The 24,416-nt window shown below is 61.4% G+C and carries 15 protein-coding genes; 7 read left to right on the top strand and 8 right to left on the bottom strand.

Going from position 1 to position 24,416, the window contains the following annotated elements; translation table 11 throughout:
• Positions 1-106 precede the first annotated feature (106 nt).
• Complete coding sequence (locus J5M58_RS13220; RefSeq protein ID WP_112252388.1) at positions 107-742, top strand: ferric reductase-like transmembrane domain-containing protein; 636 nt, start codon at positions 107-109, stop codon at positions 740-742.
• Positions 739-1,227, top strand: a complete 489-nt coding sequence (locus J5M58_RS13215; protein WP_112252387.1) for a DoxX family protein — start codon at positions 739-741, stop codon at positions 1,225-1,227. Before J5M58_RS13220 ends, J5M58_RS13215 begins: the two co-directional genes overlap by 4 nt.
• Positions 1,228-1,347: 120 nt before the next feature.
• On the opposite strand, the gene J5M58_RS13210 is transcribed toward J5M58_RS13215, so the two are convergent.
• From J5M58_RS13210 to J5M58_RS13180, 7 genes are all read right to left on the bottom strand, one after another.
• On the bottom strand, positions 1,348-2,046 hold the full coding sequence (locus J5M58_RS13210) for a DUF2063 domain-containing protein (RefSeq protein WP_207878352.1): 699 nt from the start codon (positions 2,044-2,046) through the stop codon (positions 1,348-1,350).
• Positions 2,039-2,887, bottom strand: coding sequence for a DUF692 domain-containing protein (locus tag J5M58_RS13205; RefSeq protein ID WP_207878346.1), 849 nt, complete (start codon positions 2,885-2,887; stop codon positions 2,039-2,041). The genes J5M58_RS13210 and J5M58_RS13205 overlap by 8 nt, the downstream gene beginning before the upstream one ends.
• Before the next feature lie 76 nt (positions 2,888-2,963).
• The gene (locus tag J5M58_RS13200) at positions 2,964-3,455 is read right to left on the bottom strand and encodes an EF-hand domain-containing protein (protein WP_207878344.1); all 492 of its coding nucleotides are present in this window, start codon (positions 3,453-3,455) and stop codon (positions 2,964-2,966) included.
• A gap of 163 nt (positions 3,456-3,618) precedes the next feature.
• Positions 3,619-4,173 carry a DUF4174 domain-containing protein gene (locus J5M58_RS13195; RefSeq protein WP_112252383.1) on the bottom strand — a complete coding sequence of 185 codons (555 nt, stop codon included), beginning with the start codon at positions 4,171-4,173 and terminating at the stop codon, positions 3,619-3,621.
• A gap of 197 nt (positions 4,174-4,370) precedes the next feature.
• A complete protein-coding gene (locus tag J5M58_RS13190) occupies positions 4,371-8,870 on the bottom strand; it encodes an NEL-type E3 ubiquitin ligase domain-containing protein (protein WP_252378859.1) in 4,500 nt (1,499 codons plus the stop codon).
• Between the two features lie 213 nt (positions 8,871-9,083).
• Positions 9,084-13,559 (bottom strand): NEL-type E3 ubiquitin ligase domain-containing protein, encoded by a 4,476-nt coding sequence (locus tag J5M58_RS13185; RefSeq protein ID WP_207878340.1) that lies wholly within the window; start codon positions 13,557-13,559, stop codon positions 9,084-9,086.
• 78 nt (positions 13,560-13,637) lie between these two features.
• On the bottom strand, positions 13,638-15,998 hold the full coding sequence (locus J5M58_RS13180; RefSeq protein ID WP_112252380.1) for a DNA polymerase II: 2,361 nt from the start codon (positions 15,996-15,998) through the stop codon (positions 13,638-13,640).
• A gap of 494 nt (positions 15,999-16,492) precedes the next feature.
• On the opposite strand from J5M58_RS13180, the gene J5M58_RS13175 reads away from it, so the two are divergent.
• The 5 genes from J5M58_RS13175 (at position 16,493) to J5M58_RS13155 (ending at position 22,874) form a co-directional block, all read left to right on the top strand.
• On the top strand, positions 16,493-18,553 hold the full coding sequence (locus J5M58_RS13175) for a DUF6531 domain-containing protein (RefSeq protein ID WP_207878338.1): 2,061 nt from the start codon (positions 16,493-16,495) through the stop codon (positions 18,551-18,553).
• 117 nt (positions 18,554-18,670) lie between these two features.
• A complete protein-coding gene (locus tag J5M58_RS13170) occupies positions 18,671-21,091 on the top strand; it encodes an RHS repeat-associated core domain-containing protein (RefSeq protein WP_207878336.1) in 2,421 nt (806 codons plus the stop codon).
• Positions 21,088-21,555 (top strand): hypothetical protein, encoded by a 468-nt coding sequence (locus J5M58_RS13165; RefSeq protein ID WP_207878334.1) that lies wholly within the window; start codon positions 21,088-21,090, stop codon positions 21,553-21,555. The genes J5M58_RS13170 and J5M58_RS13165 overlap by 4 nt, the downstream gene beginning before the upstream one ends.
• A 778-nt stretch (positions 21,556-22,333) precedes the next feature.
• Positions 22,334-22,597 carry a hypothetical protein gene (locus J5M58_RS13160; RefSeq protein ID WP_112252378.1) on the top strand — a complete coding sequence of 88 codons (264 nt, stop codon included), beginning with the start codon at positions 22,334-22,336 and terminating at the stop codon, positions 22,595-22,597.
• A gap of 4 nt (positions 22,598-22,601) precedes the next feature.
• Positions 22,602-22,874, top strand: coding sequence for a DUF3077 domain-containing protein (locus J5M58_RS13155; protein WP_112252377.1), 273 nt, complete (start codon positions 22,602-22,604; stop codon positions 22,872-22,874).
• A gap of 235 nt (positions 22,875-23,109) precedes the next feature.
• On the opposite strand, the gene J5M58_RS13150 is transcribed toward J5M58_RS13155, so the two are convergent.
• Positions 23,110-24,300, bottom strand: coding sequence for an MFS transporter (locus J5M58_RS13150; protein WP_112252376.1), 1,191 nt, complete (start codon positions 24,298-24,300; stop codon positions 23,110-23,112).
• Positions 24,301-24,416 lie beyond the last annotated feature (116 nt).

The raw sequence follows: 24,416 nt of genomic DNA, 5'->3' as shown, positions 1-24,416 counted from the left end.
AGCGCTTTCTACAATCCGATACACAACCCCACCACCGCCGACACACTGCAGATACCCCACCCCGACACACTCCCGGTTACATAACCACACCCCGGGAGCCTCCCTGATGAAACCCCTCACCCTTCCCTCCGGCTGGAGGCTGTTCGCCACGCTCGCCGGCCTGACCCTGGCGATGACCGCCGTGGTGCTGGCCAGCCAACCTGATCCGGACGGCCTGCGCAGCGCAATCCGTGCCACTGCGCGCAGCTCCTTCGCGCTATTCCTGCTGGCCTTCCTGGCCTCGTCGCTGGTGATCTTGCTGCCAGGCACCAGCAGCCGCCGCATCCTGCAGGAACGGCGCTACCTGGGGTTGGCATTCGCCTTTTCCCACACCGTGCATGGGGTACTGATCTACCGCTACGCCCAGCAATTCCCCGAGCTGTTCTGGGCCGGCCGCACGCTCACTTCCAGCCTGCCCGGCACCCTTGGCTACCTGTTCCTGCTGCTACTCACCATCACCTCGTTCAAGGCCCCCATGCGCCTGTTGGGTGGCCGCGCCTGGCAGGCCCTGCACAGCACCGGCATGTGGGTACTGGCCGCGGTGTTCTGCCTGTCGTTCTACAAACGCATCCCCATGGGGGGCTGGTACCCGCTGGCGTTCGCCCTGATGTTCAGCGCCATCGCCGTCAAGCTCACCGCCAAGCTGGCCCGCCAGCAACGCCGTAACGCACGTGCCCTTCCTGAAGAGAGAAAACCAGCATGACCACCTTGACCCGCACCCTGACCACCTTCGACCGTTTCGGTATCTGGAGCGCCGACCTGCCGTTGCGGCTGTTCCTGGCCTGGGAATTTTTCGAATCCGGCTGGGAGAAATTCAATGGCAGCAACTGGTTCGCCGACCTGCAAGCGAACTTCCCGTTCCCCTTCAACCTGCTGCCTGCAGAGCTGAACTGGCAGCTGTCGATGTGGGCGGAGCTGACCCTGCCGTTACTGCTGTTGCTGGGGCTGGGTACCCGGCTGGCCTCATTGGGGCTGATGGTGGTGACCGTTGTGGCGATCGCCGCGGTGCATTGGCCGGCGCACTGGTCGAGCCTGGCCGAGCTGGCCCAAGGGTATGCGATTACCGACCAGGGCTTTGGCAACTTCAAGTTGCCGCTGATCTACCTGGTGGCGTTGCTGCCACTGCTGCTGAAAGGGGCTGGGCGGTTGAGCCTGGATCATTGGCTCAGAGGGCGGTTCGCCAAGTGATATAGCCGGGGGCTGCTTTGCAGGCCATCGCGACACAAGGCCGCTGCTACAGGGATCGCGTACCTCTGTAGGAGCGGCCTTGTGTCGCGATAGGGGCGCAAGGCGCCCCCCGTGCCGCACTCAACATGTACCGACGATAACCCCCTGCTCGCGCAATCCCTCCAGCAACGCCAACCCCTCTTCCACACCACCTCCCAGCGCCTCCAACCGCGCCCGCCCACTGCCCTGCTCCAGTGCCAGCAACCGGTACGCCAGCGGCGCCAGGCGCGCGAAGCGCACCTTCAACTGCCCATCGCGATAAACCAGCAACAAGGTCGGCGCCGCTGGCGCGACCGCTGGCTGGTAATCCGCCCCGATACGTTCCACCGGCCAACGATAGGCCAACACCCGCGCCACGCACGACAACAGCGGCTCCCCTTCCAGCAGGTCGCCTGCCGGGTCATGGGCCGGGTCCTCGGCATCGCTCAGATACAACTGCGCCTCGACCCACTCATAGTGGGCCAGCTCCAGCTGCCAGGGCGCGTCCAGCTCGATGCCTTGCAGGTAATCGACGAACGCTTCGGCAATCTCGGTGAACAACGGTGTCTGACTGCGGTAATTGGCATAGAAATCTCGCACTCGGGCATGCCAGCGCTGTTCGCCCAATGCCTGGCGCATCACTGGGAAACTGCCGGCCAGCAAACCTTCGATAGCACCGTAGAACAACTCTCGATAAACCTTCAGGCGCCGGGCTTCCACACCCGGCGGTGGCGCATGGCGCTGTGGGTCGCGCAGGTGCCGGGCCAAGGTGTACTGCTGCTCACGCAGGGTCTCATTCATTTGCATGCCCTCCCGAAGCACGCTGCGCAGTGCGGATGCGCGCCGTTTCAGCGAGCAGCTCGGCCAGCGGCGGGTAGTTGAAATCACGCTCGAGCACGGTCGGTTGCACACCGAAGCGCGCACAGGCGACCGCGTACAGCGCCCACACATCTTCCTTCACCGCAGCCCCGTGGGTGTCTACCTTGAGGTCCGGCGCTTCATCGTAATGGCCAGCCACGTGCATGCCGGTCACCCGCGACTGGGGCAAGCCGGCAAGGAATTCGCGGGCGTCGTAACCGTGGTTGCAGGCATTGACGAAGACGTTATTGACGTCCAGCAGCAGGTCGCAGTCGGCCTCCTCGAGTACCGCACGGATGAAGTCGAGCTCGCTCATCGCCTGGTACGGCGCGGCGTAATAGCTGATGTTTTCCACGGCAATACGCCGCTCCAGGTGTTCCTGGGCCTGGCGAATCCGCGCAGCCACATGGCGCACCGCTTCGTCGGTGAATGGAATGGGCATCAGGTCGTACAGGTGCCCGTCATCGCTGCAGTAGCTCAGGTGCTCGCTGTACAGACGCACCTGGTGGCGATCAAGAAACTGGCGGGTCTGGCCAAGGAAATGGCGGTCCAGCGGCTCGCTGCCACCCAGCGACAACGACAGCCCGTGGCAGGTAATGGCGAAACGCTCGGCCAACTGCGCCAGGCCCTTGCCATAGGCACCACCCACGGCAATCCAGTTTTCCGGTGCGCATTCGAGAAAGTCCACGGTGCCAGGTTCCAGGGCCAGCAGTTCCGGCAACAGGCCACGGCGCAGGCCAAGCCCTGCCTGTAAGGGAACAGAGGATAAAGATGTGGGGTGCATGAACAGCTCTCCGCAACAGGCACAACGCCCCGCCTGACCAGCAGGAGGGGCGTTGCGCGGTTCATGGGGTAGAAGGTCAGGACTTGCCAGTCAGGTGGCTGAACAAGCCTTCGGGCATGGCCTTGCCATTGGCCTGGTAGATCGCCTTGAGGTGATCCGCGGCCTCCTGTTCGGAGATGAAGCCATCATGGTTGCTGTCGATCTTGTCGAAGTCGCCGGCACGGTCCTTGGCCACCGCCAGGAACTCGTCGCGCGAGACCTTGCCGTCGTGGTTGCTGTCGGTCTTGGCGAACGAGGCATCACCACACTTGCCCTCGCCACACTTGCCTTCGGTACCGGCCTTGGCGCTGGCGCCGCATTTGCCCTCACCGCATTTGCCTTCGCCTTGGGAGGCCTTGGCGCTGCCACCACATTTGCCCTCACCACACTTGCCCTCGCCGGCCACCTTGGCCGAAGCCAGCTGGGAACCCTGGGCCAACGGCTCGACGGCGAAGGCGCTGCTGCTCAATGCCATGCTGCCGATCAGGGCTGCGCCGAGCAGGCCGAGAGTGTTTCGTACTTGAGTCATGGTGTCGCTCCACTGTGGTTGGAATGTGGAGCCATTAGGCCGTTGCGGTATGTCGTGGATGTATCGCGCGGGATGCAGTTTTGTATGGGAATGGGTCTGCGGCGTGGGCAGATACAGAGGGATACACAGCGGCCCCAAGGTGCGTTGGGGCCGTTGTGCCGGGTCAGTCTTCCAGCGGCTTGGGTGGCGCGGCCGGCTTGGCGGGTTTGGCAGGCTTGCTGTCCTTGGCTTTTGCTTCCGGTACCGCGGCAGCCACAGGCTCGGGTGCCGTCACGGCCTTTTCGCTGGCAGGCAGTTCATCGACCGCCTTCAAGATCACCTGCGGATCGATGGCTCCGCCCTCCTCGTCGTCCTTGAGCATGTGCCGCTCGCCGTCCTTGCCCACCAGGATCACCTTGGTGCCTTTGCTGGCACCCAGCTTCAACTCGCGGATCAGGGCCATGGTGGTCTGCTGCTCGAGGTTCTTGTCCTCACGCTTGCCCATCATGTTGGCAACGCTGTAGAGCACCAGATTGCGCTCTTTGAAGGCGGCCTGGGTGGCCGGGTCCTTGAGGGCCTCGTTCAACCCCCGCAACGTCGGGTCGGCGCTGCTGGGCGCAATGACAACCAAGGGCCTGGCCTTGCCCAGTTCCTTGGCCAGCGGCGCGTCACTGTCGGCGGCAAACACAGGGCCGACAAGCGCGAGCAAGGTGGCGAGGGTCAATGACCGGACGAGCATGCGTATCTCCTTATTCTCTCGATAAACCAGAAGACTACAGATCAGAGCGAAAGATCCGACGAGCGAGCGTAAACCACCCAGAGGCCTCCATGTTCAATGAACAGTAACCGGCGGTTACCAAGTGAGATCATTCCCCTTCCCGAGCCGAAAAAGTACCTCTGTCACTTGTAGCTTGAGCATAGTCCAACGCGCCCTTGTCATGCCGGCCGTTGCAGAGCCTTGATGGTCAATTGAAGCTCGGTCTCCTCGGTCCACTGCCTGCTTTCCGCCATCAACCTGTCGGTGTCCTCGGCGCTGGCATCCTCTGCCAACTGGCTCTGAAACCTTGGCGGCACTTCCAGTTCGTATACGTAACGTTTCTCGAGAAAATTTCTCCAGAACGGTTGCTGGAGCATCCACGCTGCGACCGTTTCCTCTGTCTCGTTACGCCTTATCTCATCACTCACGCGCGCCACCGACACGTCGTTAAGGCGCGGGATCCCCGCGTGGAGCATGCTCCGCGCGTTGTCAGGCAGGTCCAGGTCCTCGCGCAAGCGGATCGAATAGGCCAGCGCCCATTCAATCGACTCATTGCCCGCACCTACGGCCTCAGCGTCGCGAAAGGCGATGAAGTCAACCTCCTTTTGCCTCCACAACTGCCGTGCCAGTTTCACCAATGCTCGCTCCTTGCGACCAGAAGGGGCAGCCTGCTCGGCAGCCCACACAAGACAGCGGATTTCAAGCTGCTGGAAGACCACCGTAGCGTTGTCGGCGCAGTTCTCGATCAATGCATTGGCGAAGATTTCATTGGCCAGTGCTTGTGAATCAAGGAGCTTTTCCATCAAGGCCAAAACGCGTGAAGCCAGCATTTCCCCATATCGAGGATGAAGGAAGTCTTTCGAGCGCGTGAGCTGTGCCAGCAGCTGCAAGAAGTTCGTCACCCCATCCATCTGCTCGATGCTGACCCACAGGCTACCCAGATCTTGGCGCTTTTCACCGTCCAGCCGGTCCAACCAACGCAGCTTGTAAGGGACTGAACTAGTCTCCGGAATTTCCCAGGCCTCCTGCACCGCTTCAGTCTGGTGCACCGACACGGGATTGTCTGACAGCGCCACGTAGCCGGTCTGCCACAACCGGGACTGGGTGAAGTCAGGGGGCAACGAGGTGATGACGTTGCTGGAAGCGTCGAGCATGTACAGCCTCTCACACTCCATGATGCCCTCGGGCAGTAATGCCAACCCTGTATTGCGCAAGCGCAGCTCGGCCAACTGGTCCATCTGAGCCACCGAAAAGGTCATGCTCAATCGGTTGTCCGAAAGATTCAGGTAACGTAACCGTCGGCAGAGCGACAGCACTTGAGCTTGAGGCAAATCCAGCGAAATGCGATTGCCGGACAAATCGAGTATGTGCAGTTCATTAAGCAACGTCAGACTGCCTGGCAGCCGTCGCAACCGGTTGTAGCTCAGTTCCAGAGACGTCAGATTGGGGAATGAAAGCAGGAATCGCTCCGGCACCTCCTCCAGCAGCAGGCTGCGCAGGGAAAGTTCGGTAACATGCGGGAAGGTGAAATGTGGCCCCAATTCAGGCAATGAGCGCAGGTCATGCCCGCTGTAGTGCCAAGTTACAGACAGCCGTTGATTCTCAGGGGTAACCTGATCGGGCACCCGTTCCCGCCAGCATTGCATGATTGCTTTGCGAAACCGCTTGCGCTCGGTTCGCTCACCGGCCAGCACCCCTTTCAGCGTCCAGTCTTTCAGGTGCTCGTTCAATCGGCGTGCCTGCTCTTCGAGCATACCGAGCTCAGTGTCGGTATCGCGCCCCGAAGCGTGCAACGTGGTCAGCCAGGCTTCGATCTGCTCATCACTGTACGCTGGGTAAAGATCACGCAGACGCGCCTCAAACGCCCGGGGTCGAGATGCAGGCCGGGCAACGCGCCCCAGGCCGCCACCCAGCGGGTAGCCGACCCTGCCATCCTCCAGGCGCATTGGCGTCAGCAACCATGGCTGTCGAGGGCTTTTGCCCAACACCTGAGCGATAACCTTGCTGTTCCCGGGCATTTGCCGGGCCAACACTGCTCTCAAGCCCGGGCCGTAGGGCTCATCGATACCGAGTGCCGCATGATCAGCCGGGGCAAACGCATCCGCCAAGGTCTCGAACAGCTCGCCGGGGCCGCGCAGCTCGAGGCCTAGCGCGTCCTCAAGTTCGAACCGCCCGTTGTAATGCACCAACCTGTAGTTCTGCCTGTCGCCAGCGGTAGTCATTATCGGCCGCGGGCTATCGCCGTCGTACAGCCGCCAGCTCGGTCTGACCCTACCGACATCCAGAGTCTCCAGCAGAGTCAGTGCGACCTTGGCCTGGTCCAAGGTCTGGGGCGTATCGATGAACAGCGCCTCGCAGGCGCGCGCAACACGTATGCGCAGTACGCTTAGCCTGGCCCTTTCGACCAGGCGAAACGGCACCGTGCCGCTGACCAGTTCCTGAAACTCTGCACCTTCTGCCGAGAGCCCATCCACAAGCTCGCGCGCCGCTCGGCGATGCAGGCTCGGGAATGCCCTGCGCAACGTAGCCACCGCCGCATCGTCTGGCTCCTGCTGCCCGTCATACACCAGTTGAAACAGCTGGCGCCGCCTTGTCGAGACCTGCGCTGCCAATGCTGGCCCGTCGAGCTCGGTGACACCCGACAAGGCGCGCGCCTCCGCCAGCAACAGCGCGTCCTCTGGCACTCGCCCAAGCTGCAGTTCGTTCAGCAGGGCCCGCAGCCGGCGGTCGATCAGCAGCCGCTCTACGGTATCGACCAGCTCGGCCTCAGGCGGCCGGCCGTACACATGCAACGCCCGAAGATGATCTGTATCCAGGGCATGGAGGGCCATGGCCTGGTCAATCTGCTCATCATCCAGGCGAGCGAAACGCTCACCCAGGCGGCGGAACATCCAGTGCTTGTCTGTCCAGCTGGCAGGTTGCTCGGTCCAAAGCCGCCAGGCACCGGCGCCATTATGACGCAACAAAGGTCCATGGCCACCTCGTGGCGCCAGTTGCCACTCTTCATCTGCGCGCTGGACGATTTCGTAGTAACGGCCGTCCATGAGCATCCAGCTTCTGTCTTGTGCACGGTAGATGCCCATGGCGTCGGCCACCGCCCCAGCGGGAGGAGCAGCGCTACGGAACGGTAGCAGGTCTCCATTCCAGAGTTTCTGGGTCCCGTTTTCCAGGCGCGCTGGCAACCACCGGTCCAATTTGGCCCAGGCCCGACTAGCTTCCCGCCATATCACAGCGGTGGCACCAACCACGGCCAGGTCTTTGGTTACGCTGAGCAAATGGTCCATTGCTGCATTGGTATCACCCTCGCGCCAGTCTTCCACCGCCTGGAACAGCTCGCCCAGCAGGTCCCAGATCATTACCGCCAGCAGCAGTGTATTGAGTGCGGGGACGAACACGCCCGCCACCATGGCCAATGTCCATCCCTCGGCAGCCAACCTTTGCTGATGTGCTTCCTGGGCCTGGCGATCCAGGTCTGACACGGGCGTGGCTATAAGCGCGGCATCATCCTTGATGTGAGCAATGCGCGCGGAGGCAAGGTGCTCGAACAAAGGCAGCGGGTAGTCCTGCATGTGCTGGTCCATTTCCCGAGTTGCCCAATCGGCAACGTCCACCAGTTCCTTGGCAACCTTGCAGAAGAACTGCTGGCTGTCACGTCGTCGTACAAAACGCCTGAAGAACGACTGATAGCGCGTATCCCGCAGACGCTTGCCCAGTACCTTGCGGGTGAAGCTTTCCAGATCGGGGCTTACGCTCCAGGGGCCATTGGGGTCATCAGGAATGTAGACAATGACTTTGCGGCTGGCGTTGAACAGCCAACCTTCGTGAAGTACCTCCAGTATCACGATCTGTTGCAAATCACAGCCGAACGCCTTGAGTTGCCGGGCCACCACTTTCGATTCGTAGAACGTGCCGAGCCGTCCGTTCTTGCACAGGTCCAGCACCAGGTCCAGTTCGGCGGCACTCAGTATTCCATCGCTTTTGGCCTTGCACGCATCGATCAACATGACCGAGCTGTACAGTTGGGCAAGCGTCGAAGCCATGCTGCGCCAGCCGCGCGCCTGGGTGCTCGGTGCTTTGAGCACGGTGTCCAGATGCTCTTGATAGCGCCTGCCCAGATCCAGCTGACGGCACACGCGTGCGAAGGCAGGTGCGGTTGGTGAGGTGAGCCGTTGCGACAGGCTGTCGACGATGCAGTTGTCCTTGTGCTGTTCGTTTCGCCCCTCGCCGGGCGTGAAGTTGTCCAGTGCCGCCTCGATCAACGGCACTTCGAAATAGTCCTTGTCCGCTACCGGGTAGCGCCCCCACACAGTGCCCTGGCTTGGAGCTGTGTAGGTGTACCAACGCCTGAAAAACATGCCATCTACATTTTCCCGGATGCCGAATTCTTTTTGCATGGCACGTTGAAGCAACGGCTTGACGAAATGGTCGATACCCTCGATTCGCGCAAGCTCCTTTGCCAGCCACTGTCGACAGGCCAGGCTGTCTTTCAACGCATCGCGCAATGCAGCATGCTGTGATTCATACAAACCGTTGACCGGTATGTTCTGCTCGGTCGGCGATACGATACGCAGCCGGAGAATCCATCTGGGCAGCCGCTTGACGATGAGGCTGTCCTGATAAGCCTGCTCCATGGCCAGCGTATCGGCAGTTGGCGGTAGTTCCTGGCGGGGTGTAGTCACGTTGTTGCGCCTCGGGCTGATCCAAAGGCCCGACATTAGACGCAGGCTCGGCAAGCGATTAGCTAGATAGCTACCACCCCTTCAGAACAGCGCCAGCTGCTGGCCGGTCACCCCTTCGAAACTGTCGCCAACGAACGGCAGGATGCCATCGGCCACCGGCTGCAGCTGCCAGGTCAGGTCAGGTCAGGTCAGGTCAGGTCAGGTCAGGTAATGCTACCTGGGCGCAGCCACCGGTATCATCACAACCGCCAGGTGGCGGCCCATTGCCTCCCGTGTCAGTTGCTTGGTCACATTGAGTTCCCACTGTTGCACGCGATCCTGAAGCCGGTCGATGTCCGCTTGCGCTGCGTCGCGCTCGACCAGCCCTTCCAGTTCGGCATGAAAGAAGTGCGGCGTACTCAGGCGCGTAGCGAAGGCGCGTGCCAGGTGCTCCTTCCAGAACGGTGTGGTCGATAGATAATCGACCAGCGCGTCCCTGGACTGGGCAACCCGCACCAGCTGCGCGGCGGCGTCGATATCCTGCCGCGACAGGTTGGCAACGCCGGGGTTGAGCATTTCGTCGTGCTCGACAGGCAGGTCCAGGTCGTCGGCCAGCGCCAGCCGGTAGGCCAGTGCGAACTCCAGTGACTCATCAGGCCGGCCGGCACGCACGGCGTGCAGGCCGCCTACCTGGTCGAGGGTATCCAGTCGCCAGCATTGCCCGCCCAGATGCAACAGCGCCCGCTCCGGGTCTTCGCCCACGCTGCCGTGTAGTGCTTTCCATTTGCGCACACGTACTTCCAGGTCGCTGAAGCGCAATGTTGCATTGTCCTGGCAGTGCTCGGTCAGCGCATGCGCGTACAGTTCCGTGCGCAACAGTGGTTGTTCGCTCATGGACACCAGCATGCGCAGCACCCTGAGTGCCAGGTAGCGGGCCAGGAATTCCTGCTGGAAATCGGCCGAACTGGTCAAGCGCTGCAGCAGGTGAAAGAAGTCTCTCGACGCCTCCTGGCCATTGAGCTTGCCCCAGATATCGGCCATGCGATCTCGTTTAGCGGGGGACACCAGGTCGACCCAGCGCAGCATCGTCGGCACCTGGTCTTCGAGCACCTCATTCCAGCTATCTTGGTCAAGCAGCAACGGGTTGCCCGCCAGCCGGACCCGCCCCGCGTGCCACAAGTACGAGCGATAGAACCCGTAGGGCAAGGTGCGGATCGCATTGTGGCTCACGTCCAACGTATGAAGGTGCGGCGCTTCCACGACCCCGGCAGGCATCTGTGTCAACTGCGTCCCCCGCAGCATCAGGGCATTGAGCCGGGGCAGGCCTGCCACTGACAGCGCAGTGCGCAACGGGTTGTGGGACAGGTTGAGGTAAACCAGCGAGCGACAGGCCTGCAGCAGGGCCGGCATGCCGCCCTCGGGCCCGATCTGGTTGTTCGACAGGTCCAGCACCTGCAGGCGCTCAGCCATGGCCTGGGTCAACGCCAGCGTACGCAGTCGGCAATTGGTGATATTCAGCGTTCTCAACGTGGAGAAGGCGTGCAGAAACGTATCCGGCACGGTGTTTATCTGCAGTGACCGTAATGCCAGGTCCGACACATGCGCGAAGCTGACCGTCGCCGGGATAGCCGGAAGCGCATCCAGGTCACTGCTGTAGCAACTCAGCAAATAGCCCCGGTCTGCCTCGACAGCCCCCAGCTGTCTGGGCACCAGGTAGCGCCAACAGTCAACGAGGCCTCGAGCGAACTCGCGACGCGCCTTCCAGGCCCAGGCTTTGACCGTACCCACCTGCCAGCCCTTCAGGGTCTGACGCAACGTGCCCAGCTGTTGTTTCAACTCGGCCAGCTCCGTGGCGGGGTCACGTTGCGACGCCCGCAACCGTTCCAGCCAGTGCTCGACTTCGTCATCGTCGAAGCCCGGGTAGAGGTCACGCAGCTCGGCGGCCAGGTTCCTGACCACAGCCCGGTCCAGGCCCAGGCACTGGCGCCAGCCACTCAACGGGTAGCCGATGCGGCCGTTGGCCAGGCGTTGCGGCAAGAACACAGCGCCGTTCGAGGGCCTGATGCCTAGCACTTCGGCGATCACTTCCCGCTGTTGCGCCACCCGCCGCGCCAGCTCGCTGCGTAGCTGCAAGGCGAACGGTTTGCCAATGGCCAGTGCCGCGCGCTGCTCACGGGTATAGCCGCTGGCTATCTGCTGGAACAACTCCCCCGCTGCGCCCAACGGCCCCTGGTCATCGCTGAGATGGAACAGGCCGTCCCGGAACCTGAGCTGCAACTGCCGCCCGCCCCCATGGGTGCCGAGCAGTGGCGTACCGGCGTCACCGTCGAACAATTGCCAGTGCGGACCGATGTCCACGCCAGGCATGCGGTCTAGCATGCCCAGGGCGAAGCGCGCAAGGTCCAGGGTTTGCGGCGTATCGAACACCAAGGCTTCGTGTACACGTATGCAGCGAATACGTTTGACTAGTGCCGCAGCCGAGATCCACAGGTCGTCCGGGCTTGCCGTAGCCAGCAGGTGTTCCGCTGCCAGCCGGTGCAGGCTGGCAAAATCGCGCTGTAACGCCTGCGTATCGCCGGTCACCGGGTACTGTTCGTAGTACAACTGCCCCAGCAACGAACGGCGACGGTTCCACAGGTAATCGGCCAGCTCGTCATTCGCCACACCCTCTGTATCCTGCCAGCGCTGTGCCCGGGCAAGCAGTGCCGTATCGGTCACCGCCCCGCCTGCGCGCAGCTGGCTGACCAATACCTTGATGCGATTCGCCAGCCTGACCCGGCTGACGGTGTCCACCAGGCAGGCATCCGCCGCCTGCCCGCAGACATGCAAGCCGCGCAAGTCGTCCGGTTCCATCCCATGAATGGCCAGCACGTGATCGATCTGGTCGCCTTCCAGTTGCTGAAACTCACCGCCCAGCCGCCGGAACATGGCGTGCGTGTCATCCCACTCCACCGGCTGCTCGCACCATACCCGCCAGGCACCGGCGCCGTTGTGGCGCAACTGGGGCCCGTGCCCTTGCCTGGGCAGCATGCGCCATTGATCGTCGTCGCCTTGTACCACTTCGTAGAAGTAGCCCTGGATGTTCACCCAGCGACGCTCACCCAGGCGATACACACCCTCGTCATCGGGCTGAGCTTGCAGCGCTGGCGGCTCGGTGCGAAAAGGGGCCAGGTCGAAGCGCCAGAGCTTTTCGCTGCCATCCTCGAGCCGCGCCGTGACCAGTTGCTCGACCAGGTCGGTCTTACGCATCACCGCGCCGGCCAGCACGGAGGTGATACCCACCGTGATGAGCGTCCTGGCGATGTTCAACAGGTGCTCGACCGCAGCACGGGTATCGTCCTCTCGCCAGCTTTCCACTGCATGGAATGCGTTTTTGAGCATGTCCCAAGCCATGGCAGCCACCATCACCGCACCAATGGCCGGCACGAACACCCCCACTACCCCTGCCCCAGCCCAGGCACTGGCCACCAGACGTTCACGCTGTGCCTGTTGAACGCCGCTGTCGATCATGCGCACCGGTACCGCGATGAACGCCGCGTCATCCTTGATCACATCGATACGCGCCTGTGCCTGATGGTCGAACAAGGGCAAATTACAATCAGCCAGGTGCTGCTCCATATCCCGCGAAACTGCTTCGGTCACATCCGCAAGTTCGTCGGTAACCCGGGTAAAAAAACCGGCCTGATCCCGCAGGCGCACGAAACGCCTGAAGAAACGCTGGTACTGAGGGTCGGCAAGGCGTTTGCCCAAGGTCCTGCGAATAAACGTGTCGAGATCTGGCGCGGCACACCAGGGGCTGACCGGGTCGCCGGGCAGGTACACCAGCACGCGTCTGGTGCTGGTAAAACCCAGTGTCGTGCGGGTGACATGCAGCACGATGACCTGCTCCAGCGTGCACCCAAAGGCTTGCAGACGCCTGGCGGCGACTGGGTCGCCCTCGAACCTGCCAGGTGCGCCGCTGTTGCACAACCCCAGGATCAGAGCCAGTTCTGCACGGGTCAGGGCCGCCTCGGTCATTGCCTTGAAGGCATCTACCTGCATGTTCGACACCAGCTGCGCCTTGAGCGTGGCTTGCAGGCCCTCGGCCCCCTTGGCGGGCGGGTACAGAACGGTATCCAGGTGCTCTTGGTAACGCCCCCCCAGGTCCAGTTGGCGGCACATCTTGGCCAACGCCGGCGCGCTCACCCCCGGCACCATCAAACCCGCCGCATCCACCAGGCAGTCGCTACGCGGCAGGTTGCCCGGTCTCGCTTCATCCTCGGTGAAATTGGCCAGTGCAGCGTCGACAAGTGCGATGTCGTAGTGATTCTCTTCCTGTTGCGCCAAGTGGCCTGTGGCCAGTTCGGGATCAGGCGAAACGGTGAAGTAGGTGTGGCGGTAGAACAACGTATCCGGGTCGTGCAGGGAATGCAGTTTCTCCTGCAACGCCCGCTGCAGCAGCGGTTTGCAGAACGCGTGAATGCCTTGCAGCGGCGCCAGTTGGCGCTGCAGGCGCTGGCGGCAGTCGAAACTGTCTTGCAGGGCCTGCAGCAGCGTCGTCAGTTGTTCTGCTGTGACCGAAAAATGCGACTGCGACGCCCTGTCGGGGCTTGCCAGGCGCACCCCGCTCAGCCAGGCCGGCAAGCGGCGGGCAAGGATGCCGTCCTGAAAGCCTCGCTCCAGGTCCAGGGTGGTGGGTAATGCTCGGGTCGGATTCAGACGGTTCTGCATGTCGCGCCTCCAGGGTAAAAGGAGGTGCGAAACTAGTAGCTGCCACTGGCCAGCGAGTGTTAGCCAGGTACCACCGCGTCAGAACAACAGGAGCTGGCGATCGGTCAGCGCAGCGAAATCATCCCCCACGAACGGCAGGATGGCATCGGCCACCGGCTGCAGCTGGCGGCTCAGGTAATGATCGTAATCGATGGGCGCCTGTGGGTTCTCCAGCGGCTCGGGCCCCGCGGTGGTCATCAGGTAGCTGATCCAGCCGCCGCGCTGGTACTGCTTTGGCCGGCCCAGGCGGCTGTTGTAGTCATCTGCCAGGCGCGCAGCGCGCACATGGGGGGGCACGTTGCGTTGATAGTCGGCCAGCGGCCGGCGCAGGCGCTTGCGGTACACCAGCAACGCGTCCAGTTCACCGGCCAGCGTCTGCCGCACGTAGTCACGCACGTAGTCGCGGTACGGCTCACCACGGAAGATCCGCGCGTACAGCGCTTGCTGGAACTGCCGGGCCAGCGGCGACCAGTCGGTACGCACCGACTCCAGGCCCTTGTAGACCATCTGCTCGCTGCCATCGGCCCGCTGCACCAGCCCGGCATAGCGCTTCTTGCTGCCTTCGTCCGTACCGCGGATGGTTGGCATCAGGAAGCGCCGGTAATGCACCTCGAACTGCAGCTCCAGCGCGCTTTCCAGGTTCATCTGCTCGCGCAGGTGTTCGCGCCACCACTGATTGACTTGCGCCACCAGCTCGCGGCCAATGCGTGCTGCAGCCTCCTCGCCGTGGGCGCCCTTGAGCCAGACGAAGGTGGAGTCGGTATCGCCGTAGATCACCTCGTAGCCCCTGGCTTCGATCAGTGCACGGGTCTGGCGCATGATCTGGTGGCCGCGCATGGTGATCGACGAAGCCAGGCGCGGGTCGAAGAAGCGGCAGCCGCTCGAACCCAACACTCCGTAGAAGGCATTCATGATGATCTTCAGCGCCTGCGACAGCGGCGCGTTGCCCTCGCGCTTGGCTGCTTCCCGGCCCTGCCATACCCGCTCGACAATGGCCGGCAGGCAATGCTCGCTACGGGAAAAACGCCCGCCCCGGAAGCCTTCCACCGAGTGTTCATCGTCGGGCAGGCGCAAGCCTTCGACCAGCCCCACCGGGTCGATCAGGAAGGTGCGAATGATCGACGGGTACAGGCTCTTGTAATCCAGCACCAGCACCGAGTCGTACAGGCCCGGGCGTGAATCCATGACGAAGCCACCGGGGCTGGCCTCGTCGGGGCGGCTGCCGAGGTTGGGGGCGACGAAGCCCAGGCGGTGCATCTGCGGGATGTACAAGTGGCAGAACGCGGCCACCGAACCACCGCTGCGGTCCACCGCAAGGCCGGTGACCGAAGACCGCTCCAGCAGGAATTCGAGCAGGCGGGTGTGGGCGAAGATGCGCGTCACCAGCTCGCAATCCTTGAGGTTGTAGCGCGCCAAAGCCGGCTTGTCCTCGGCGAAGCGGCGGTTGATTTCATCCATGCGCTGGTACGGCGTGTCGATGGCCTTGCCTTCACCGAGCAAGGTCTGGGCGACACTTTCAAGGCTGAACGACGGGAAGCTCCAGGTCGCCGAGCGCAGCGCCTCGATGCCGTCGATCAGCAGCCGCCCCGGGGCATCAGCGAACACGTGGCCACCACCGGCATGGCTGCGCAAGGTCATCGGCGCGCCGTTGCGCCCCAATGCCAGCGGTACCTGCAGCAGCTTGGCGTGCTCATGCAGCAGGCGCAGGTCGAACTGGATCAGGTTCCAGCCGATGATTGCATCCGGGTCGTGCTCGGCCATCCACTGGTTGAGGCAGGCCAGTATGTCGGCGCGGTCGGCGCAGTAGTGCAGGTCGAAGTCGAGGTCATCAGCCGTGCCGTTGGCCGGCCCGAGCATGTACACCTGGCGCTGGCCACAGCCTTCCAGGGCAATGCTGTACAGCTCGCCCCGCTCGCTGGTCTCGATGTCCAGCGACACCAGGCGCAGCGGCGGGCGATAACCCGGCAGGGGCTTGAGCTGGGCATCGCAGAACACGCCTTGGGCATCCGGTTGGCCGGTGAACTGCACCGGGGCGGTGATGAAGCGCTCCATCAGGTAGCGCTCTGGCGGGCGAATATCGGCTTCGAACACCTCGATACCGGCCGTGCGCAGGCGTTGCTCCAACTGCATCAGTTGCCGGTGCTGGCGGCAGTACAGGCCCAGCACCGGGCGCTGGTCAAAGTCCTTCAGCTGCAGCGGCCGCAACTCGACACCGGCTTCGTTGGCCAGCAGCACCCGCGCATGTGCTTTCTGCGCCTGGGGGATGAATGCCACCGATACCTGTGGCGCCAGGCGCAGTTGTCGTGGCCCCTGGTCGGTGGCCAGCCAGAATTCCACGCAGGTGCCTTCGGGCGTGTCATGCCAATGTCGGGTCAGGACAAAGCCCTGCTGCAACTCCACCGCGTCGACCTCTGAATCGTTTGTCCAGGGGGGATTCTACCTCCATGGCGGCTGTTTGCGCTGGGCATGCGCCATGCATGAAGAGCGACTGCCTTACCTAAAACCTTGAAACCGATACGGTCGATGTGGGAGCGGGTTCACCCGCGAACACCGGCGCAGCCGGTGCCATCCATCACATCGCTTGGTTCAAAGACCGGCCTGTGACCACTTATTACATCCCCAACACCCTGTAACGTCACGAGTCGAACTTTCCTACACATTTTTCGGAAGCCGGACTAGCGACCCGGAACCCTTGCCTCGTTAGTGTCCGGTGCTTGCACCCCGTGCAATTCACCACACGTGCCCGCATGCGCCAGGAGGCTGCATGCCGGCGTTCACCTGCCCGATGGAATGAACAGCAGGAACACTAATGAGCGCACAACACACTCTACGCGTTACCCCAAATACCCTCACTCCAGCCTGGATGATTCATCCCGTCACCTGGGGTACCCACCATGGATAAATGCTCCGGCGGCGTCGCCCCCACCGAGACCTTCGACCAGGACGATGTCGGCGCCAGCACCGAATTGCTGGCGCAATGGCTGACTGACCTCACCGGCCATCTGGTCAACTGGCGCACCGTCATCACCGTCGCGGAGGTAATGCCCGTCGCCGGTTCGGTATTCGCCGCCACCGACGCCATCGGGGACATCATCAGCCTTGTCCAGGGCACTCCGGAATACCGGGCCGACCTGTTCAACTGGGTTGGCCTTGGCATCAACCTGTTCGCCATTGCACCGATACCCGGCATGGGTCCCGCTCGCAAAGTGATGCGGCCGGTGTTGAAGTCCGCGAGGGCTTCCTCCAAGGACGGCATGGCCCAAGCCCTGCTGATCGCGATGGAAAACGCCCTCGCCGACGTCTGCCGGGGCGACCTGGAAAACTTCGTCAAGGAAATCGACCGGCAGTTACAAACCATCCTGGCCAGCTTTGCGCAGAAGGTCGTGGATATCTGCCAGTTCTTCGCAGACCTTATCCGCTCGGCCGCAGACGGCACCGTCAAAAGCACTGCCCTGACCGTTATCTTCCCGGGGTTAGGCCTGGTTGCCGAAGCCTCCGATTACGCCAAACGCAAAACCGGCTACGGCTTGAGCAGAGACCAGCTTGGCCTGGGGCCGGACCCAAAACTGCTGGCACTGCTCGAACCCATTGCGCTCAGCCTGGAAAGCCTCGGCCGAATGGCAGGTAACAAGATCGCCCAGATCGGCAACAAGGCCACCCCAGGCAGCCTGGCGGCGATCCTGGATGCGTTGAAGCTGGCCCTGAGCAAGCGCAAGCCTGTAGTGATGCGGGCCAACGTGAATGTCGACGGCAGGGTCACCCAAGTGCGGCGCGTTCACCCACAGAACGGCACCGAAGCAGCCGCGCGGCAACGCCCTGCCCGTGCCGACCCCAACTGCCGCAAAGCCGGGGTCGCCGGTGCCACAGGATGCAGCATCAGTTTTGCCCTGGGCAGCGAAACGATCAGCCACATGGACTTCGCGCTACCCGGCGTGTTTCCCATCAACTGGAACAGAACCTATCGCTCGACTCTAGGCGCCTACGACCATAGCCCGTTCGGCGCCCGCTGGATCACGCCGTTCTCCAGCCGCTTCGACCTGGCCGGGGACGAGCTCGTGTACCACGGCATCGATGGCCGTAGCCAGCACTACCCCTTGCCTGATGTCAGCAAGCATCACCACGACCCGATCGAAAACCTGTGGGTCGGACGACCAGAGGCTGACAAGCTGGTGCTGGCGCGCGGGCATGTGATGCATGAGGTGTACGTGCGCGACGGTGACCAGTTCCGGCTGGAGCTGATCTCGCATCAGGGCGGTGCACGCATCGCACTGTTCTATGAGCACCGCCATGCCGACCGCTCTGTGCTGTCCGACCTGGTGACCTACCAGTACGAAACCGCCCACCAGCACATCCACACGCAACTGGACGATCACGGCCGGATCGTCGCCCTGTGGTTGATGCGTGATGGCCAGCCAGAGCGTCAAGTCGCTGGCTATGAATTCGATGCCCAGGGCGACCTGTGCAGTACGCGTGACGAACATGGCGCGCAATGGACCTACCAGTACGCCCATCACCTGATCACCCGCTACACCGACCGTACGGGCCGGGGCATGAACCTTGAATGGGCCGGCGAAGGCTCCGACGCCAAGGCCATCCGCGAGTGGGCCGACGACGGCAGCCTGGATACCCGATTGAACTGGGACCCAGATGTTCGCCTGACCTGCGTGACCGATGCCAACGGCAACCAGACCCAGCACTTCTACGACAGCTTGGGTTACACCTACCGCATCATCCATCCGAATGGTGACGAAGAATGGCTGTACCGTGACAGGGACAAGAACGTTACCCAGCATGTGCATACTGATGGCACCGCTGACCACTACGTCTATGACAATCGCGGCAATCTACTGCAGCACACCCGCCCGGACTACACGACCGTCCACCACGCCTACGACGACCTGGACCAGCGCTTCAAGACCCGCGATGCCGAGGGCGGCCTGTGGAAGTACGATTAAGACCAGCGCGGCAACATCATCGAAACCCAGGACCCACTGGAGAACAAGACCCTCTATACCTACAACAGCGACAACCTGCCCATCGCCATCACCGACGCCAACGGCGGTGAGAAGACGTTGGCCTATAACCCTGATGGCCAGCTGACGAGCTACACCGATTGCTCAGGCAAGACCACGCAGTGGAAATACAACGCGTTGGGGCAACTGGCCAAACTGATCAACGCCGCCGGCGAGGTTACCGAATACCAATACGAAGCAGGTCAGCTGGTGTTGCTCATCCACCCGGACAAGACCACCGAACGCTTCGAACGTGATGCCGAAGGCCGCTTGCTCAGCCATACCGATGCCCTGTATCGCCGAACCGCCTGGACCTACAACGAAGCAGGGTTGATTCACCAGCGTCACAACGCCAACGACACCACCCTCACCTACCACTGGAACAAGCTCGGCCAACTGGTACGCCTGCGCAACGAGAACAACAGCGAAGCCAGCTTCAAATATGACCCTGTCGGGCGGCTGCTCAAGGAAACCGGCTTCGACAAAGAGACCACTCACTACCTCTACGACAACAGCAGCAACCTGCCCACCCGCCGCGTGGATGGCGACCGGACCACGCACTTCGAATACGACCCCATGGGCCGGCTCATCCAGCGCAAGGCCGCTCGGCGTGGCGGTGACAAGTGGGAGGTTGAAACCTTTGCCTATGACGGCAATGGCAACCTGCTGGCGGCCAACAATGAGGCCTGCAGGCTGCAATGGTTCTACGATGCTGCCGGCAACAACACGCGCGAGCATCAGTGGCTGGATTATCTGGTCAAGCCACAGGTTGCCGTGTTCAGGCATGAGTACGACGCCCTCAACCAACGCATCGCCACCACCCGCCCCGATGGGCATCGGGTCAGTTGGCTGACCTACGGCAGCGGCCATCTTCTGGCGCTCAAGCTCGATGACCAGGAGCTGATCAGCTACGAGCGAGATGATCTGCACCGGGAGATCGGCCGCGTGCAAGGCAATGGCCTGGTCCAGCGCCAGACCTGGAGCCCGAATGGCCAGTTGCTGGAGCAGACACTGGTTCGCCAAGGTGAATCCAGACGTATCGCGGCGCGCAGCTACCGCTACGACGAAGCCGGCCAGCTGTGCCACATCGACGACCTGAACCGTGGCGACCTGCACTATCGCTACGACCCGGTTGGCCGTTTGCTTGAAGCCAGCCGCAATTACGAGAAGGAAACCTTCGCCTTCGACCCGGCGAGCAACCTGCTGGACCCCGAGGCACCACCCAATCCTAATCCGCACTCGCCGCACAAGTTGATGGACAACGTGCTGCGCAGCTACTGCGGCACGCAGTATCGGTACGACGAGCGCGGCAACCTGCAGGAGCGGATTGAGAACGGCAAGACAGGCAAGTTTACCTGGGACCTGTATGACCGGCTGCGGCGCTACGAGGATGAGCGGCTGGTTGTCGAGTTCGGGTATGACGCGTTAGGCCGCCGGGTGTACAAGGACTCACGCTCGAAATACCGCAAACGGTTACAAGCAGGGCCGGTCTGGAACGAGAATGCGCGGCGTGCGCTGGATGAAAAGCTGGGCTGCGATCTGACGCTGTTCATCTGGGACGGCGATACGCTGGCGTTCGAGCAGCGCGGTCGGGATGGTAAGGGAAAGACCACGCACTATGTGTTTGAACCGGGGACCTTCGTTCCTGTGGCACAGGGAGTGATGAATCATATTGAGGAGATGCTGCATCAGCCGAGCTATGATTTCCCCTATAACATCAACCGGGATCCGGTATGGCAGGAAAAACCAACGCCGAAGCCGTTTGACACTCTTGGCTGGTACCAGTGTGATCAGCTCGGCACTCCAATGGAAACTACCGGCGCCAGCGGCCAGGTATTTTGGAAGGGAAGCTACAAAGCCTGGGGATCCACAGCAGATCAGATCAGTATCGACCCGCCAGAGAATGGATACACCAATATCCGCTTCCAAGGTCAGTATTTCGACATCGAAACCAAGCTCCACTACAACCGATATCGATATTACGACCCGAGTATTGGCCGCTTTGTAGGCAGAGATCCAATTGGTTTCTCCGGCGGGTTAAACATCTTCATCTTTGCAGTCAATCCAGTCCAGTGGATTGACCCATACGGGCTTAAGAAGAAAGCCGTATCCTCTTGCTGCCCAATAGAGATTGACCCCTGCGCCGATGACGGCAAGACTCACATCGTATATCAAGCTCCAGACCCAAAACATACCGATGCAGACGGAAATCCATTAATTTATACAGGAAAAGGCTCAGGCTACGGGGTACCAACAAGCGTTCTCAGTAGACGTTTCAGCGGTGGCCATCACCGCAAAATTGACCTAAGTTCTGTCACTATCATACACACTACAGACTCATATGCAGCGGTAAGGGGCATTGAGCACATGGAAAAGGTTCAACTCGGAGACAGAGCGACCAAACAGAATAACCCTATTGGGAATCGAAATAAAAACAAACCGACCTATATAGAATGTGCAGAAAGGCACCTATCAAAATGAAATCGAAAAAAATTAGAATTATTACCGGAGACGTATTCGCGGTTCCACTGTCAACACGAGAGCCGCTTTACGGCTATATCCGGGCATATCAAGACCCCGACATAGCAATTCTCCCTATAATCTCAAGAGAAATATTATTAAATGCTTCAGACTTTGCTGATCTAACATCTTACCAAGATGTCCTGACCATACGAAAGCCCATGGAGAGCGGTGAATGGCCAAGAGTCGTAAATATTCCATTCCCAAACGAAGACTCAGCATGGCCACCCCCAAGGAAGCAGGTATCTGAGATCAGGCCCGACATTCGCCTAGTTGTATCAAAGGGACAGCTTATTCCAGCCAATGTGTTTGGAAAATTCGACGAACTCCCGCCGCTTATCAAACTAAATAGCAAGGCACTCATCGAGAGAATTCTTGAGCTTTCAGAGAAATTCAAGCTAATTAATATCCATGACAGCAAGTGACCCAGAACCATGACATCTCAGGAACTAACACCAGACGGCAGCGTCCATCGCTAAAGTGCGAAAAACAAGCGGAGGCGGCGGTATGGCATTTCACCAAAAATCCTGTACCGCCGCCCCCAACTCAAGCCAGCGGTGAGGAAATACCTTGGGTCAGCTGGCCAAACTGATCAACACCGCCAGCGAGGTCTTTGCGGCCCGATCGCGACACTAGGCCGCTTCTGAAGCAAAGGCGCGCCCCCTTCGCCTCGACCTCGATATTGTGCCGGACAAAAAAGGCGATCGCGCGCGTTGGCACAGGCGTTACTGGCCAGAAACAGATGTAGGAGCAGCCTTGTGCTGCGAAGCGCCGCGCGGGCGGCGCTCGATCTCACAGGCGCTGAAAATGTAGTGCCGGACACATAGTAGCCCTGACTCCAACCTCTCGCCCTACACCCCACAGCCAACAAAGCCATCCTGTAAGACATTTCTGAACATGAAACCAAATGCTTCAGAATGAACCCGCTTAGGAATTATCCTACGCGCGCTGCCGAACTATCGCTGTTGTCGGGGAAACACCTCACGGATAACGTTTCCGGGTCGCTTCGGTGACCGGGCATGAGAACCCGACAGATAAGCTAGCAGCACCTCTATGGTGGCCGTACGTGGGCGGGCTTTCGCCTGGCCGGGTCTTTGCTAGCTTCTTCTCGGCTTTCTCACACCCGCGTACGGCTGCCACCCTCAAATCCATGAGAAAGATTCGGGTGGTAGTTCCTTTGTGCTAAGAAGCTGGAATTACACAATGAAAAAGATCGTCCCCAATTCACCACGCCGTCCCGTCAATACCCCGTTCTTCACCGTCAAATCCGACATCTACCCTCCCCACGCCCTCGCCCACGTCATCGAACTACTACGCGGCGTTATCGATACCCTCGACGAACACTGCCGCACTTACGCTGGCGAGCCCGGCCTGTGCAATGCCTTGCATGCAACTGAAATCGCTCACTCGCTGGTAGCGCATTCACATGCGTGGCTGTTCGGCGCAAAGGAAAAGGAAGAGGAGTGACGACATGACAGACGAACCCAAAGTCATCCTCACCATCGGCGCAGAGACCTTCCTCGAGGTCGGCAACCCGCCGATCAATCTGCTGCGGGTCCAGCCGGGCATTCCTATTGATGATGCCTACGAGCAAGTGTCGATCCTGCTGAGCTATATCAAGCACCTGCTGCGCGAAGGCGATATGGAGGACGACCACAAGTTCCTGGGCGCCGCCGATTACCTCACGACACTGGCCAAGGCCTTGATGAACGAGGTTGAGCTGACCAAGAATACCTTGCGCTGAAGCTCAGGGATTTTAAAGGCAACTGCCTTACATCAATTTCCTGGCCTTGCGCGGGCTTTTGGAGCAGCCTTGTGTCGCGGAAAGGCTGCAAAACAGCCCCAGCACTTGTGCGTTTGCGCTGGAAACCTGGGGCTGCTTCGCAGCCCTTTCGAGACACCAGGCCACTCCTACAGACCGGAGCAGCTTCTGTAGGAGCTGGCTTGCCAGCGATAGTGCTGTGACAGGTACTGCCCGTCTAGCGGGCTCCCAACACAAACCCACTGCGACGCCCAGCCCAAGCCAGCAGCCAGGCCAGCGCGATCAGCCCCAACACCACCCCGGCAAACCACTCTACCCCCGCCCCGTTCAGCAACAACCCGCCAATGATCCCACCCAGGGCGATGGCGCTGTTCCATACCGTTACCAGTATCGATTGCGCCACATCACCACCCTCGCCCGCAGCATCGGCGCAGGCAGTCTGCAGGAGGGTCGGCGCACCGCCGTAGGTCACGCCCCACAAGGCAATGCTCAAGTACATCGCCCACGGCGACGCCTGCCCCATTACCAGCGTGGCCAAGGCAAAACCGGCCAGGCTCAGCAGCACCAGGGTTCGCAGATGCCGGTCGACCAGCAGCCCCACCAAGCCGATTCCGGCCATGGCCGCCAGGCCGAACACCATCAGCACCGGACCGATGTCGGCAGCCATGCCGGCCGACGCCAGCAGTGGCACGATGTAGGTGTAGAGAATGTTGTGGCCAAGGATCCAGCTGAGGATTACCAACAGCACGATCAACACCCCCGGCGTGCGCAACACCTGCAGGGCCGCAGGGCGTTTACCAGCGGCATGCCCCGGGTAGTCCGGCACCGACCGCAGTACCCAGGCTACCAGCAGCAGCGCCACCACCGTGACCACCACGAAAGTGGCCCGCCACCCCAGCCCCGCCCCCAGCCAGGTGGCTATCGGCAGCCCGAGCGACAGGGCAATGGGCTGGCCGAGCATTGCCATGGCCATGGCCCGGCCCTGCAACGCCACCGGCACAATGCGCCGGGCATGGCCGGCAATCAGCCCCCAGGCCAGCCCGGCCGCGGCGCCAGTGAAAAAACGCAGCACCAAGGTCAAAGTGTTGGAAGTCGACACGGCGGTCAACCCGTTGAACAACACGAAACCCACGATCGCCAGCAACAGCGCACGGCGGCGGTACCAGCCCTGGGTCAGGGTCACCAAGGGGATGGCGGTCAGCAACGAGCCGAGGGCATACGCCGTGACCCATTGCCCGGCCATGGCTTGGCTGATGTGCATGCCATCGGCGATCTGGTCGAGCAGGCCGGCCGGCAGGGTTTCGCTGAGGATGGCGATAAAGCCGGTCATAGCCAGCGCCAGCAGCCCACTGGTGGGCAAGCGTTCGCTGCCGTTGGCCAGCAGCGGTGCGGAAGATGTCTGGGACATTGCAGATGCCTTGATTGGAAAACGAGGCGAACAGTCTGCAAGCCAAAAGCATTATGGAAAAAGATGGGTACAATGCCGCTTACCCAGGACGTCAATGTCCGCAATCAGGAATGCAG

It is taken from the genome of Pseudomonas sp. 32_A, from assembly GCF_017490905.1.
GTDB classification, from domain to species: domain Bacteria; phylum Pseudomonadota; class Gammaproteobacteria; order Pseudomonadales; family Pseudomonadaceae; genus Aquipseudomonas; species Aquipseudomonas inefficax.
Note: the sequence above shows the minus strand (reverse complement) of the source record. Positions and strands in the feature narration are given on the sequence as shown.